Genomic DNA, 14,407 nt, shown 5'->3' on the forward strand with positions numbered 1-14,407 from the left:
TGTACGACGCGGTTTAGGCGTTGCCTTCGAGTAGTAAGTTCCGTGTTAGACGAGGCGCTCGGTAATGAATTGCCATTGTGCTTGTGTGACCGGTGTAATCGACAGCCGGTCGCCGCGCGCAAGCACCTGCATATCGGCAAGCTCTTCGTGTTCGCGCAGCGCCGCGAGCGCAATGAGCGGCGTCTTCTTCACGAACTTCACGTCCACGAGCATCCAGCGCGGCGTTTCCTGCGTCGATTTCGGATCGTAGTAGTCGCTTTCCGGATCGAACTGCGTGGGGTCGGGATAGGCCGTCGAGCACACTTTCGCGATGCCCGCGATGCCCGGCTCGGGGCAGCTCGAATGATAGAAGAGCACGCCGTCGCCGATGCTCATCTGATCGCGCATGAAGTTGCGCGCCTGATAGTTGCGCACGCCCGTCCACGGCAAGGTTTTCTTCGGCGCGTGCGCGAGATGATCGATGCTCGCTTCGTCCGGTTCGGACTTCATCAGCCAGTAGCGCATGATTGTTCGCTATGCGGAAATCGTCGGGGCTAGTCGTCGAGGCAAATGAAAACGGCATCGGTAAAACCGATGCCGTTTGAGATAGGTCCCCGCCACAGCCGCTAGGCCGGCATCCTGAACCTGGGTTCAAGATTGGTCGCGGTAAGCAACACTTCGGGTACATCGGACTAGCGACGCGCGCGCCCGTGCTGCAAGGTTCCGCAACCGTGCCAATGTAGCATTGGTTCAAGGAATATATGACCTTGGCGAACCAGGCAGGGAAACGTCACTTTACACCAATCGTTTGCCCGTTGCAGCTATCTGGTGACGTTCGCGCGGTTTCTTTTTTCGATTGACATTGCGCGCTGATTGACTCGACGCGCAAGCGCTTCACCGTGCCTGCTTACTGCGCTTCGTATTGCGCGATCACAGCGCCCAGTTGCTCGTTCATCGAGTGCATGGTGCGGCGGATCTCCTCGGCGGGAAACGCTTCGCCGTGGCGCACGCTGTCCTGCAGCTTAAGCAATTCCGACGCCAGCGAAAGCGCCGCCATCACCGCGATGCGATCCGTGCCGCGCACGCTGCTCGCGTTGCGCACCTTGTTCATTTCGGCATCGACGCGCGCGACGGCTTCGCGCAGCGCGGCTTCCGTTTCGGGCGAGCACGCGAGGCGGTATTGCTGCCCGAGAATGGATACTTCGATCTGCGTGGTCGTCATGCCTTCTCCCCTTGATGATGCTCGCCGTGCAACTCCGCTTCATGTGCTTCCTGCGAATCGGCGTCGAGGAGATCGAGTTGATTGTCGGATTCGGCATGCTGCCCGGACTTGACGCGCGGCAGCTTTTCGAGAATGGCGTTGAGGCGCACTTGCGCGTCGTCGATTTTGGCGGAGAGCGAATCGCGTTCGGATTGCAGCGTGTCGCGTTCTTCGCGCACTTGCGCGAGCTCGGCCTGCACGTTCGCATAATCGGCGCGCAGTTGTGCGAGTTGGTCCTGCAGCGCCTGATGCGCCTGCTTGTGGCGCTCGCTGATCTGGATCAGCCGGCCGATATTTCCTGACAGTGATTCGAGTTCGTTGAGCATGTGCTGCGTCCTCTAAAGACCTCGCATTTTAGCGCGGTTAAACAGCGCTTCCGATAAATGTCTCGTTTCGAGACGTAACAGCACGCGATCTCGCGCTTAAACCATCGATCGCGTGCATTCGTGTGCAGAAAACGCGAGCGCTGAGTGCGACTCGTGAGGACAGGTCGGCTCGGCTGCGCGTTCGGTTCTTGTTCGATTCGTCGTGCGCCGCGCCATGTTGTCCGTGCCGTTTTCTTGACGGCCCCAACCCGCGCTCCTACACTTGCCGCACTTTTGGTGCTCGCATTCGCGTTTCTCGCGGATGCAGTCAAACGGGAAACAGGGAGTGAAGTCCTCGAAGTCCGACCAGGACTCGCCGCGGACGAGCCAACCTGTGCTGCCCCCGCAACGGTAAGCGACCGCAACGCAAGTTGCAAGTCGTCTCATGCGCGTTTTTGCAGCGCGTGCGTGCCGATCCGGTATCGCGCGCGCCTCACTGCAAGAAACGTGACGACGCCACTGCGCACGATGCGCGGGAAGGCGAGACGATGCGTCGCCAGCCCGGATACCGGCCAGAGTTCGACGCCTGCGCGCAGAGATGCGCGCTGCGTTTCGTCGCGCATCGTCCTCGCGGGGAGCGGGGCCGCGCTCACGCGGACACGGATACTTCACGCATGGTTTCGCCACTGGCCGCGCTCAGGGACGGCCTCGCCCGTCATGGCGCGCTCGCCGCCGCCGTCATCGGCTTGCCGTTCGCACATGCGGCTCACGCCGCGGATGATGCATCGCAAACGCTTGCGCCCGTCGTCGTGACGTCGACGCGCGCCCCGCAACCGCTCGCGGATTCCATTCCGCAGACTTCCGTTTTCGACGAACAGGATATCGCCGACGCCAACGCCAGCGACGCCCTCGGCCTCGTCGCGCTCGCGCCCGGCGTGCAGATCACGCGCAACGGCGGGCCGGGCGCGAATTCGGGGCTCTACATACGCGGCGCGGCCTCGTCGCAATCGCTCGTGCTGATCGACGGCGTGCGCGTGGAGTCGGCATCGCTCGGCGCGGCGCAGTTGTCGCAACTGATGCTCGATCAGATTGGGCGCGTGGAGGTCGTGAACGGCAACGTGTCCGCGCTCTATGGCTCGAATGCGATCGGCGGCGTCGTGCAAATTTTCACGAAGGAAGGCGAGCCGCATCCGCCGCGCTTCAACTTCGAGGCCGAGTACGGCAGCTATCACACGCAGCGGCAGTCGGCGGGCGTGAACGGCGCGCTCGACAAGGACGGCCGCACGACCTTCAGCGTCAACGTCTCGCGCGAGAAGACCGACGGCTTCACGTCGATCGATCCGAACATCGCGCCCAGCGCGAATCCGAACGCGAACGGCTATCTCAACGAAAGCGTCGCAGCGACACTGCGCCACAAATTCAGCGACAAGTGGGATGCGGGCGTGCGCTTTCTGCAATCGAACGGCGTCAACAGTTTCGACGATGCCTACGGCTTGCCGGCCGACATCAACGAAACGCACGATCGCGTGCGCTCGGCGTCGGTGTTCGCGAACGGCAGGATCACGGATAGCTGGACCACGCATTTCACCATCGCGCAGGGGCAGGACCGCTCGAACATCGAGCAGAACGGCGTCTATACGAGCCGCTTCAATTCGGAGAATCGTCAATACACCTGGCAGAACGATGTCAGGCTGAGCGATGCGCACAAGCTGCTGTTCGGCTACGAACATCTCGATCAGACGCTCGACTCCGATCAGTTCGACGCGCCCGACCGTCACGTGAATTCGGTGTTCGCGGGCTATGTCGGGCGCATCGGAGCGAGTGAATTGCAGGCGAATCTGCGGCACGACCAGTATTCCGATTTCGGCGGCGCGAACAGCTACTATCTGGGCTACGCCTACAACTTCGATGCGCACTGGCGCGCGAGCGCGAGTTACGCGGCGTCGTTTCGCGCGCCGAGCTTCGACGACCTCTACTATCCGATGAGCGGCAATCCGTCGATCCAGCCGGAGCGCAGCCATTCGGTCGAGGCCGCGTTGCAGTACGCATCGAATGCGCTGGGCGTCGCGCGCGTCACGCTGTTCCAGACGCGCTATTCGAATCTGATCGACTATGTGTCCGATGGCGGCTTCTATTACGTCGCGCAGAACGTCGGGCGCGCGAAGGTGCAGGGTATCGAAGGATCGTGGGCGGGGCATCTCGGCGCAACCGACGTGCGCGCGGGCGTGACGTTCCAGAATCCCGTCGATGAAACGAACAACGAAGACCTGACGCGGCGCGCGCGGCATTTCGCGACGCTCACGGCGCATCGGACCATCGGGCGCTGGCGCGTCGGCGGCGAATGGATCGTGAGCGGCGAGCGCCACGATTACGACTCGACGCTCGGCGGTTACGGCATCGTGAATCTGTCCGCGCGTTACGACATATCGAAATCGTGGTACGTCACGGCGCGCATCGACAATCTGTTCGACAAGGACTATGAACTTGCGTACTCGTACAACACGCCACGGCGCGGCGCTTACATCACGCTGGGCTGGCATCCGTCGTGAGTGATGCCATTCCGCGCGTCCATGCGATGAACGCCGCTCGCGCCACGACCATCTGGATCGCACTCGGCGCCGCGTGCGTGTGCGTGCTCGTCGCATCGCTCGCGATGGGCAGCGTCGCGTTGCCGGTCTCGCGCGCGCTCGGCGCGCTCTTTCACATGCACGCCGCAACACCCGATATCGCCGATGACATCGTGCTCACGCTGCGTTTGCCGCGCGCGCTCGCGGGCTTCGCATCGGGCGCGCTGCTCGCGACGGCGGGCGCGCTGCTGCAAGTGCTGTTGCGCAATCCGCTCGCTGAGCCGTATGTGCTGGGCGTATCCGGCGGCGCGGCGGCGTTCGCGCTCGCCGCGATGCTCGCCTCGCTGCCGTGGTGGAGCGTCGATATCGCGGCATGCGCGGGCGCGCTGGCCTCGATCGTGCTCGTGCTCGGGCTTGCGCGCGGCGATGTCTGGCGCAGCGGCCAGGACGCATCGCCAAGGCTTTTGCTGACGGGCGTCGTGATCGCATCGGGATGGGGCGCGCTGATCACGCTGATGCTGAGCATTGCGCCCGAGAACCGCTTGCGCGGCATGATCTTCTGGCTCACGGGCGACCTGAACGGCGCGGCCGCGCCGTGGCCCGCGCTGGCCGCGCTCGCTGTCGTGCTCGTGACGATCGTGCCCGCCGCGCCGCAACTGAACGTGCTGCTGCGTGGCGATGCGGCCGCGCAGTCGCTCGGCGTGCCGGTCGCGCGCCTGCGCTTGCGCGTGTATCTCGTCGCGTCGCTCGCGGCCGCCGCGGCGGTGACGACGGCGGGGACCATCGGTTTCGTCGGCCTGGTCGTGCCGCATCTGCTGCGCCTTGCGTTCGGCAACGACCAGCGCATGCTCGTGCCCGCCGCCGCGCTCGCGGGCGGCCTCGCCGTGATGGCCGCCGATCTCGCCGCGCGCACGGTCATCGCGCCGGCGCAATTGCCGGTGGGTGTCGTGACAGCCCTGATCGGCGTGCCGATGTTCCTGTGGATGCTGCTGGGCAGACCGCGATGACGCTGCATCTCGACAATCTCGTGCTTCGCGTGGGCGCACGCACGCTCATCGACCGGCTCACGCAATCCATCGCAGCGGGCGAGGTGTGGTGCATCGCCGGGCCGAACGGCGCGGGCAAGACCACGCTCATCAACGTGCTTGCGGGGCTGTCGAAACCGGCGTCGGGCGTCGTGTCGCTCGATGGCCGCGCGCTCGCGACATGGCGCGCGGCGGACCTCGCACGCCAACGCGCGCTGATGCCGCAGGCCACGCACGACGCGTTCAGCGCAACCGTGCTCGATACCGTGCTGCTCAACCGCTTTCCGTATCTGACGGGATGGGGCTGGGAGAACGAAGACGACCGCATTGCGGCGCGCGCGGCGCTCGACATGCTCGGGCTCGCCGCGTTCGCGTCACGCGACGTGCTGACGCTGTCGGGCGGCGAACGTCAACGCGTCGCGCTGGCCGCCACGTTCTGTCAGAACGCGCCGCTCGTGCTGCTCGACGAACCGCTCGCGCATCTTGACCTGCATCATCAGATCGACTGCCTGCACGCGTTGCGCGATGCGGCGCGCGAGCAGAAGCGCACCATCGTGTTCTCGTGCCACGATCTGAATCTCGCGCGCCGTTTCGCGACGCACGCGCTGTTGCTCGACGGCCACGGCGGCGCACATGCGGGCCTCGTCGCCGACGTCTTGACGCCCGAGCGCGCGAGCGCCGCGTTCGGCTATCCGCTCGCGCTGATCCGCGACGGCGAGCACGAAGCGCTCGTGCCTTCCATTCATCGCCTCTGAAGGACTTCCGATGCAGAACGACATTCCCATGCCCCGCGCGCTCGACCGCACCCTCGAAGCGGAACTGCGCCGCATCATCGACATGAAGACGAAGCCGCCCGGCAGCCTCGGGCGGCTCGAATCTCTCGCGCTGCAGATGGGCCTGATTCAACGCACGACGAAGCCGCGCATCGAGCGTCCCGCGATGATCGTCTTCGCCGGCGATCACGGCATCGCGAAAGAGGGCGTGAGCGCATTTCCGCAGGAAGTGACCGCGCAGATGGTCGCGAATTTCCTGACCGGCGGCGCGGCGATCAACGCGCTGTCGCGTTCGGTCGGCATGACGCTCGAAGTGGTCGATGCGGGCGTCGCGACGCCCATTCCTATCGATCATGGCTATGAACGTCTGTCGCTCGGGCTGGGCACGCGCAACTTCGCGCACGAGCCCGCGATGTCGCGCGAGCTTGCGCTCGAAGGCATCGCGCGGGGCGCGGCGCGCGTGCGGCATCATGCGGCGCTCGGCACCAATGTGATCGGCTTCGGCGAGATGGGTATCGCGAATACGTCGGCGGCGGCGTGCCTGATGAGCCGGCTGTGCGACGTGCCGATCGAAGATTGCGTGGGCCGCGGCACCGGCCTCGACGACAAAGGTCTCGCGCATAAGCGCGATGTGCTCTCGAAAGCGCTGGCGCTGCATCGCGGCGAAGGCGATGCCATCGACACGCTCGCGACCTTCGGCGGCTTCGAAATCGCGACGATGACGGGCGCCTATCTCGCCGCCGCCTGCGCAGGCATGACGATACTCGTCGATGGCTTCATCGCGACTTCCGCGCTTCTGGTCGCCTCGAAGATCGCGCCCGACGTGCTCGACTATTGCGTGTTCGCGCATGCGTCAGACGAAGCGGGGCACCGGCGCATGCTCGCGCATTTCGATGCCGCGCCGCTCCTGCAACTCGACTTGCGCCTGGGCGAAGGCACCGGCGCGGCGCTCGCGCTGCCGGTCCTGCGCGCGGCGGTCGCGTTCGTCGATGAAATGGCGAGCTTCGAGTCGGCGGGCGTATCGAACAAGGAAGCGAACCAAGCCGATTGAGATGAACCGTCCGCTCGACGAACTGCGTTACTTCTTCACCGCGCTCGGCTATTTCACGCGCGTGCCGGTGCCGCGCTGGGTCGGCTTCGAGCGCGAGTACCTGAACGCGGCGGCGCGCTATTTTCCGCTTGTCGGCGCGATGGTCGGCGGCGTCGCGGCGCTCGTCTATCTCGCGGCGCTGCGCGTGTTTCCTGCGGGCGTGGCGGTTTTGCTGTCGATGGCCGCGACGCTCGTTCTCACAGGCGCGTTCCACGAAGACGGTCTGGCCGATTGCGTCGATGCATTCGGCGGCGCCTATACCCGCGACGACGCGTTGCGCATCATGCACGACTCGCGCATCGGTGCGTTCGGCGCGATCGCGCTTGTCGTCGCGCTGGCGCTCAAGTGGCAGACGCTGGCTTCGCTGCCACCGCAACGCGTCGCATGGACGATGATCGCCGCGCACGCCGCGAGCCGCGTCTTCGCGATCAGCTATCTCGTCACGCTCGATTACGTGCGCGCCGAAGGCAAGGCGAAGCCGGTCGCGCAGCGCATGCGCTGGCCGTCGTTCTTCATGGCGCTCGTGTTCGGCCTGCCGTGGCTTTTCCTGATCGACATCAGGCTCGCGTGCGTGACCCTCGTCGTGCTCGCGGTCCTGCGCTTTTTCATCGGACGCTGCTTCGTGCGGCGCATCGGCGGCTATACCGGCGATTGCCTCGGCTTCGCGCAGCAAGTGTTCGAAATCGCCATCTATCTCATCGGGCTCGCATGGATCTCGTCCTGATCCGGCATCCGGAAGTCGCCATCGAAGCGGGTGTCTGCTATGGACAAACCGATGTGCCTTTGCGATGCGACGTACACGATCTGGCCGGCAAGCTCAACGCGCGCATGCACGCGCTGAACGTGCCCGCTTGCACCGATGGCTGGCACGCGAGTCCCTTGCAGCGATGCGCAACGCTTGCTCAAGCCCTTTCATCCGATGCGCATATCGACGCACGCCTCGCCGAAATGCACTTCGGCGCGTGGGAGGGCCGCGCATGGGACTCGATCGATTGCGCGCTCATCGATGCCTGGGCCGCCGATATCGAGCACGCGCGTCCGCACGGCGGCGAGAACCTCGCGCAGTTCGCCGGTCGCGTGCTGGCATGGTTCGGCGAAACATGCGAGAACCGCGACGAAGCCGTGCATGTGCTCGCGCATGCGGGCGTCGTGCGCGTGCTCGCGGCGCATCTGCTCGGCATCGCGCGCGAGAACGCGCTGCAATGGCCGCTCGATTTCGGCGGTATCGCGTGGTTCAGACGCGTGCGCGGAGAGTGGCTGCTCGTGCGCTGGAACGCGTGACTACTTCGGTCGTTTCTCGCGCGCTGCATCGAGATCGCGGCACAACTCAGCCGCGCCCAGCGCGAGCCGAGGCGTCGGCCGGTTGATGAGATCGCCGTCGATGCCGAAGAGATTGCCGCGCGACACGGCGGTGAGCGCTGGCCAGCGTTTCCATCGGTCGAGCGCGGGTAACGTGCGCTCGGGCTTCGTCGCGCCGGGCGTCGCGGTGACGATCGCTTCGGGATTCGCCGCGAGTACGGCTTCGGTCGATATCGTCGGCACGCGGGGTTTTTCCTCCGCGAACACGTTCACGCCGCCGCATAGTCCGATCACTTCATCGAAGACATTGTCGCGATTGAGCGTCATCAGCGGATCGTCCCAGACCTGATAGAACACGGAGACGGGCGGTCTTTGCGCATAGCGGGCACGCAGTTGCGCGATATCGCGTGTGAACGCGTTCGATGCCGCCTGCGCGCTTGTCTGCGTGCCGAGCAACGCGCCGAGCTTGCCGATGCTCGCGGCGATATCGTCGAGGTGCTTCGGTTCGCTGAAATAGATCGGAATGCCGAGCGCCTGAAGGCGGTCCATCTGACGCGCCGCGTTCCCGTGCCGCCATACGACGATCAGATCCGGATGCAGCGCGACGATGCGTTCCAGATCGAGCGCCTTGTTGTCGCCGACGCGCGGGATCGCTTGCGCTTCCTTCGGATAATCGCTGTACGTCACCGCGCCGACGATGCGCGCGCCGCCGCCCGCCGCGAACAGCAATTCGGTGACATGCGGCGCGAGACTGACGACCCGTTCGGCGGGCTTCGTCAGCGTGACGGACGCGCCGCTGTCATCGGTGACGGTGATCGCATGCGCTTGCGTCATGAAGACGCTGATCAAAAAGCCCAGCGCGCAGCGCAACATCACGCGCATACCTCCTGCAAGGCGCGCGACAGACGCGCCCAGTCGCCTTCCGCGCCCGGCAAGCCGATGCGCAGGCTCGGCGTCATGCCGGGCAGATCGAAAAGACGCGTCCAGATGCCGCGCAACGCGAGCGCGTGATGGAGCGCGGGCGCGTCGGGCGTCGGCGTCCAGGCGAAAAGCGGCGTCGCGCGCACGTCGAAGCCATGGCCCGCGATCAGCGCCGCGAGGCGCGCGCCGTCGCGTTGCAGGCGTTCGCGCGTGGCGCGCTGCCATTCGGCATCGGCGAAAGCGGCCTCTACCGCGTGGCGCGCGGGGCCGCTCACGGTCCACGCGCCGAGCGCATCGCGCAACGGACCGATGACAGAAGGCGACGCCAGCACGAAGCCCGCGCGAATGCCCGCGAGCCCGAAGAACTTGCCGACCGAGCGCAGCACGATCAACCCGTCGCGCGCGGTTTCGCTCGCAAGGGACGCCGCGGGATCGACATCGGCGAACGCTTCATCGACGATCAGCGTGCCGCCGCGTGCCGCCAGCTGCGCATGCCAGCGCAGGAGCGTGGCGCGCGTGAGGCGCTCCGCCGTCGGATTGTTCGGATTCGCGACGATGACGTGATCGACGGTATCGGGCACGTCGTGCGCAGTGACGTCGAGCGTCGCGATGGTGTGGCCCGCGCGCAGGAACGCCGGCGCATATTCGCCGTAGGTCAGCGGCGCGACGCCCGCCGTGCCGCGCGGCAACAGCGCGGGCAGCGCGCGGATGGCGGCCTGCGAACCCGCCACGGGCAGCGCGTGAGGCGCGCCGTAATGACGCGCGGCGGCGCCGGCGAGACCGTCGTCGTCTTCGGGCAGGCGGCGCCATGCATCCGGCGGCACGGGCGGCACCGGATAGCCGTGCGGATTGATGCCCGTCGAGAGATCGAGCCAGTCGTCGAAAGGAATCGCGTAGCGGCGCGCGGCTTCGCGCAGATTGCCGCCGTGACGGATGGAATGCGTCATCTCAACTGCCCGTGGTTGCGAAGAGCGCGGCGAAGATCAGCAGCATCGCGAGCCACATGAGGGTGGCGCGCTCGACGAGCCGCAACGCCGCGACGATGTGTTTCGGGCTCGCGCTGTGGCCCGCGCCGAGCGTCGGCCGCGTTTCGAGTACGCCGTGATAGACCGCCGCGCCGCCGATCAGCACGTTCAGGCTGCCCGCGCCGGACGCCATCACCGGCCCCGCGTTCGGGCTGTCCCACGAGCGCGCCTGGGTGCGCCAGCAATGCCAGGCCATATGCGTGTCGCCGGCGAGCGCGTAGGTCGCCGCCGTGAGGCGCGCGGGAACGAAGTTGAGGACGTCGTCGATGCGGGCGGCGGCCCAGCCGAAGCGCAGATAGCGCGGCGTGCGATAACCCCACATCGCGTCGAGCGTGTTGGCGAGGCGGAACATGAGCGCGCCCGGCCCGCCCGCGACGGCGAACCAGAAGAGCGCGCCGAAGATCGCATCGTTGCCGTTTTCCAGCGCCGATTCGACGGCGGCGCGCGAAAGGGCGTTTTCGTCGGCGCGTGACGTGTCGCGCGACACGATGCGCGAGGCCAGCGTCCGGGCGTTCTCGATATCGCCGAAGCTCAACGCCCGCGCGATCGGCGCGATATGCTGGCGCAGGCTTTTCGCGCCGAGCGCGAACCACAGCAGCACGACGTGCACGAGACACGCGTAGCCGAAGGGCAGGGCGCCGACGAGCGCCCACGCGATCGCGACCGGCGGCGCGACCGCGATGAACCACGCGAGCATGCCCGCGGGCCGCGCGCGAAAGCCGGTGTTCAGGCGCGCTTCGAGCTTCGTCGCGAGGTTGCCGAAGGCGACGAGCGGATGCCGCGCGCGCGGCTCGCCGAAAATCCGGTCGACGATCACGCCGAGCACCGCGAGCAGGGCCATCGCGTAGGCGGAGAGGAGAAGCATGGCGGTTCAGCCCTTGAGCACGGCGGCCAGGCCCGCGACCATCATGACCGCGCGCGTGCTCGCGGCGGCGACGCGCTGATTGAGCCGCCCGAGCTCATCGACATAAAGCCGCGTGACCGAGCCGAGCGGCACGACGCCCAGCCCGATTTCATTGCTCACGACGATGACCTTCCCGCGCGTTCGGGCGAGCGCGGCATCGAACGCATCGAACGCCTGCTGCGCGGATGGCGGCAAGGTGGCGATGTCTTCGTCCGCGCTTTCGGGCGTGAAAAGCAGATTCGCGAGCCATAAGGTCAGGCAATCGATCAGCACGCAATGTCCCGCGCGATCCGCGTCGCGCAGCGCGCCCGCGAGATCGAGCGGCGCTTCGAGAAGCGTCCAGTGCGCGGGCCGCCGTTCGACGTGATGGCGAATGCGTTGCGCGAATTCGTCGTCATGAACGCGCGCCGTCGCGATATAGGTCACGGGCAAGCCGCTCTCGCTCGCGAGCCGCTCGGCATGCGCGCTCTTGCCCGAGCGCGCCCGAAGGTGATATCCCGTGGATTCATCGCGCCATTGTACCGGCGGGCTAAGATAGCGCGTTGTCGCATAAGAGGATTTTGAGAATGCCATTCACGCCACGCGGCTCGCTGATGATTCAGGGCACGACGTCCGATGCCGGCAAGAGCACGCTCGTCGCGGGCCTGGCGCGTTTGGCGCGGCGCGGCGGCGTGCGCGTCGCGCCATTCAAGCCGCAGAACATGGCGCTCAACAGCGCAGTGACCGTCGATGGCGGCGAGATTGGCCGCGCGCAGGCGCTGCAGGCGGTCGCGGCGGGCGTCGAGGCGCGCATCGACTTCAATCCGGTGCTGCTCAAGCCGACGAGCGATCGCGGCGCGCAGGTCATCATCCACGGTCACGCGCACGCGAATCTCGATGCGCGTGCGTATCACGACTACAAGCGCATCGCCTTCGATGCCGTGCTCGCCTCCTACGAGCGTTTGCGCGGCGAGTTCGATGCGGTGATCGTCGAAGGCGCGGGCAGTCCCGCCGAAATCAATCTGCGCGACGGCGATATCGCCAACATGGGCTTCGCCGAACGCGTCGATTGCCCGGTCGTGCTCGTCGCGGATATCGACCGCGGCGGCGTGTTCGCGCATCTCGTCGGCACGCTCGCGTGTTTGTCGGAGAGCGAGCGCGCGCGCGTGCGCGGGTTTGTCATCAACCGGTTTCGCGGGGATATCGGCCTGTTGCAGCCGGGGCTCGACTGGCTGGAAGCGCAGACGGGCAAACCGGTGTTCGGCGTGCTGCCGTATCTGCACGGCCTCACGCTCGATGCCGAAGACATGCTGCCGAGCCAGCCTCACGCGCGCGGGGCCGAGAGCGTGCTGAAAGTGATCGTGCCGGCGCTGCCGCGCATCAGCAATCACACCGATTTCGATGCTTTGCGGGCGCATCCGCAGGTCGATTTCTCGTATGTCCGCGCGGGCATTGCGCCGCCTGCTGCCGATCTCATCGTCCTGCCCGGCTCGAAAAGCGTGCAGCGCGATTTAGCGTGGCTGCGCGACAACGGCTGGGATCGCGCGATCGAGCGGCATCTGCGCTACGGCGGCAAGGTGCTCGGCATTTGCGGCGGCATGCAGATGCTCGGGCGCGAGATCGACGATCCGGCGGGCGTCGAAGGCGCGGCGGGGCGCGTCCGGGGATTGGCGCTGCTCGAACTGTTCACCGAGCTCACGGCGCACAAGCAACTGGAGAACGTAAGCGGCCAATTGATGTTCGGCGACACGCGAGCGCCCGTGCGAGGCTACGAGATCCATATGGGCCGCACGCATGGCGCGGCGCTTTCGCGGCCTTTCGTTGCGCTGGATGCGGGGCGCGTGGACGGCGCGTTGTCGGACGACGGCCAGATTGCCGCGACGTATCTGCACGGTGTCTTCGATACACCCGAAGCCTGCGCCGCGCTGCTCGCGTGGGCGGGCGTGAACGACGCCGCGCCGCTCGATTACCCGGCGCTGCGCGAAGCGTCGCTGGACAGGCTGGCGGATTCGTTTGCGGAAGCGCTGGATCTGGGCGCGTTGCAGGCGGCCTTCGCTCAATAAAGAATCATCTGCGTACACCGGAACATGGCGATGAGCTTGCCGTCGCCATTCGTGACGGTCGCGTCCCAGACTTGCGTGCTGCGCCCGAGATGCACGGCCGTTGCCTTCGCGATGATCTTCCCCTCGCGCGCCGTCGAGACGTGATTGCTCTTCAGTTCGAGCGTGGTGAAGTTCTGCGCCTTCTCCGGCAAATGCGCGATGCACGCGTAGCCGCAGCACGTATCGGCGAGACCGACGACCGTCGCCGCATGCAGAAAGCCGTTCGGCGCGAGCAGCTCCGGGCGAATCGTCAGCTCGCCGGTCAACTGGCCCTGGTCGAGCGAGAGCAATTGCACGCCGAGCAGGTCGGGCAGGCGGCCCTTCTGGCGGTTGCGCAGGAAGTCGAGCGTAACGTCGGGGCGGAGCATCGTCGTCATGGCGTTGAATCCAAAATGAACAAAAAAGGAGTACGGCCGTTCGGCCAGTATGCCGGATGCACCCGTTTTGCCGATAATATCAACGCTCGACTCATGCACCTGTTCTTCTAAAGACGAAATCGTGCGCGCGGCGAAACCGGCGCGCCCAACAAAATCCGGGACACTTCATGACCGTGATCGTGGTGGCAAATCCGAAGGGCGGCGTCGGCAAAAGCACGCTCGCAACCAACCTGGCGGGCTATTTCGCCGCGCAGGGCGAGTGGGTCGCGCTCGCCGATCTCGACAAGCAGCGCTCGTCGCATGCGTGGCTGACGCTGCGCGCCGACACGTTGCCGAAAATCGAGGAATGGGCCATCGACGTCGATTCTCCCGCGAAGCCGCCCAAAGGTCTGGAGAAAGCCGTCGTCGATACGCCGGCCGGCGTGCACGGCAACCGGCTCGCGCTCGCGCTGGACGTGGCGGACAAGGTGATCGTGCCGCTGCAGCCGTCCATGTTCGACATTCTCGCGACGCAGGACTTTCTCGCCAAGCTGGCGAAGGAAAAGGCGGTGCGCAAAGGTTCGATCCAGGTCGGCGTGGTCGGCATGCGCGTGGACGCGCGCACGCGTTCGGCGGACCAGTTGCATCGCTTCGTCGAAGGGCTCGATCTGCCGGTGCTCGGCTTTGTGCGCGATACCCAGAACTACGTGCAGCTTGCCGCGCACGGCCTCACGATCTGGGACGTGGCGAAGAGCCGCGTCGAAAAGGATCTGGAGCAGTGGGAGCCGATCATCGAGTGGGTCGCCAAAAAGTAAAAAGCC

General features: G+C 66.1%; 16 protein-coding genes, 1 other RNA gene and 1 riboswitch. Of the genes, 8 read left to right on the forward strand and 9 right to left on the reverse strand.

Going from position 1 to position 14,407, the window contains the following annotated elements:
* Positions 1-45: 45 nt before the first annotated feature.
* From AWB70_RS28250 to AWB70_RS28265, 4 genes are all read right to left on the reverse strand, one after another.
* On the reverse strand, positions 46-504 hold the full coding sequence (locus AWB70_RS28250) for an EVE domain-containing protein (protein ID WP_053567637.1): 459 nt from the start codon (positions 502-504) through the stop codon (positions 46-48).
* Between the two features lie 82 nt (positions 505-586).
* A non-coding RNA gene (ssrS, locus tag AWB70_RS28255) (6S RNA) lies at positions 587-768 on the reverse strand.
* A gap of 118 nt (positions 769-886) precedes the next feature.
* Entirely contained in the window at positions 887-1,201 is a 315-nt protein-coding gene (locus AWB70_RS28260; protein WP_014190666.1) for a cell division protein ZapA, read from the reverse strand.
* Entirely contained in the window at positions 1,198-1,566 is a 369-nt protein-coding gene (locus AWB70_RS28265; protein ID WP_053567638.1) for a hypothetical protein, read from the reverse strand. Before AWB70_RS28265 ends, AWB70_RS28260 begins: the two co-directional genes overlap by 4 nt.
* Positions 1,567-1,823: 257 nt before the next feature.
* Positions 1,824-2,135: riboswitch (cobalamin riboswitch) on the forward strand.
* 84 nt (positions 2,136-2,219) lie between these two features.
* Here AWB70_RS28265 and AWB70_RS28270 point away from each other — a divergent pair.
* Genes AWB70_RS28270 through AWB70_RS28295 form a run of 6 tightly spaced genes read left to right on the forward strand, consistent with a single transcriptional unit; the run spans position 2,220 to position 8,281 of the window.
* Complete coding sequence (locus tag AWB70_RS28270) at positions 2,220-4,094, forward strand: TonB-dependent receptor domain-containing protein (protein WP_053567640.1); 1,875 nt, start codon at positions 2,220-2,222, stop codon at positions 4,092-4,094.
* Positions 4,095-4,120: 26 nt separating this feature from the next.
* A complete protein-coding gene (locus tag AWB70_RS28275; RefSeq protein ID WP_053567705.1) occupies positions 4,121-5,119 on the forward strand; it encodes a FecCD family ABC transporter permease in 999 nt (332 codons plus the stop codon).
* Positions 5,116-5,892, forward strand: coding sequence for an ABC transporter ATP-binding protein (locus tag AWB70_RS28280; protein WP_053567641.1), 777 nt, complete (start codon positions 5,116-5,118; stop codon positions 5,890-5,892). The genes AWB70_RS28275 and AWB70_RS28280 overlap by 4 nt, the downstream gene beginning before the upstream one ends.
* A gap of 10 nt (positions 5,893-5,902) precedes the next feature.
* On the forward strand, positions 5,903-6,961 hold the full coding sequence (gene cobT, locus AWB70_RS28285) for a nicotinate-nucleotide--dimethylbenzimidazole phosphoribosyltransferase (protein ID WP_053567642.1): 1,059 nt from the start codon (positions 5,903-5,905) through the stop codon (positions 6,959-6,961).
* A 1-nt stretch (position 6,962) separates the two neighbouring features.
* Positions 6,963-7,724 (forward strand): adenosylcobinamide-GDP ribazoletransferase, encoded by a 762-nt coding sequence (locus AWB70_RS28290; protein ID WP_053567643.1) that lies wholly within the window; start codon positions 6,963-6,965, stop codon positions 7,722-7,724.
* Positions 7,709-8,281, forward strand: coding sequence for a histidine phosphatase family protein (locus tag AWB70_RS28295; protein WP_053567644.1), 573 nt, complete (start codon positions 7,709-7,711; stop codon positions 8,279-8,281). The genes AWB70_RS28290 and AWB70_RS28295 overlap by 16 nt, the downstream gene beginning before the upstream one ends.
* On the opposite strand, the gene AWB70_RS28300 is transcribed toward AWB70_RS28295, so the two are convergent.
* The 4 genes from AWB70_RS28300 to cobU are packed head-to-tail and all read right to left on the reverse strand — an operon-like array spanning position 8,282 to position 11,722.
* Positions 8,282-9,172: a cobalamin-binding protein gene (locus AWB70_RS28300; protein ID WP_082378033.1), complete on the reverse strand. Its 891-nt coding sequence runs from the start codon at positions 9,170-9,172 to the stop codon at positions 8,282-8,284.
* Complete coding sequence (gene cobD / locus AWB70_RS28305) at positions 9,172-10,167, reverse strand: threonine-phosphate decarboxylase CobD (protein WP_053567646.1); 996 nt, start codon at positions 10,165-10,167, stop codon at positions 9,172-9,174. Before cobD ends, AWB70_RS28300 begins: the two co-directional genes overlap by 1 nt.
* 1 nt (position 10,168) lies before the next feature.
* A complete protein-coding gene (gene cbiB, locus AWB70_RS28310) occupies positions 10,169-11,110 on the reverse strand; it encodes an adenosylcobinamide-phosphate synthase CbiB (protein ID WP_053567647.1) in 942 nt (313 codons plus the stop codon).
* A gap of 6 nt (positions 11,111-11,116) precedes the next feature.
* The gene (gene cobU, locus AWB70_RS28315) at positions 11,117-11,722 is read right to left on the reverse strand and encodes a bifunctional adenosylcobinamide kinase/adenosylcobinamide-phosphate guanylyltransferase (RefSeq protein WP_374730262.1); all 606 of its coding nucleotides are present in this window, start codon (positions 11,720-11,722) and stop codon (positions 11,117-11,119) included.
* Here cobU and AWB70_RS28320 point away from each other — a divergent pair.
* Positions 11,716-13,191 (forward strand): cobyric acid synthase, encoded by a 1,476-nt coding sequence (locus AWB70_RS28320; protein WP_053567649.1) that lies wholly within the window; start codon positions 11,716-11,718, stop codon positions 13,189-13,191. The two genes, cobU and AWB70_RS28320, sit on opposite strands and share 7 nt — an antisense overlap.
* Here the strand turns inward: AWB70_RS28320 and AWB70_RS28325 are convergent.
* Positions 13,185-13,607: a PaaI family thioesterase gene (locus tag AWB70_RS28325; protein ID WP_014190679.1), complete on the reverse strand. Its 423-nt coding sequence runs from the start codon at positions 13,605-13,607 to the stop codon at positions 13,185-13,187. The genes AWB70_RS28320 and AWB70_RS28325 overlap by 7 nt on opposite strands.
* Before the next feature lie 167 nt (positions 13,608-13,774).
* Between AWB70_RS28325 and AWB70_RS28330 the strand changes: the two genes are divergently transcribed.
* The gene (locus AWB70_RS28330) at positions 13,775-14,401 is read left to right on the forward strand and encodes a ParA family protein (RefSeq protein WP_014190680.1); all 627 of its coding nucleotides are present in this window, start codon (positions 13,775-13,777) and stop codon (positions 14,399-14,401) included.
* Positions 14,402-14,407: the final 6 nt, after the last annotated feature.

Origin of the sequence: Caballeronia cordobensis (assembly GCF_001544575.2) — a bacterium.
Lineage (GTDB): Bacteria > Pseudomonadota > Gammaproteobacteria > Burkholderiales > Burkholderiaceae > Caballeronia > Caballeronia cordobensis.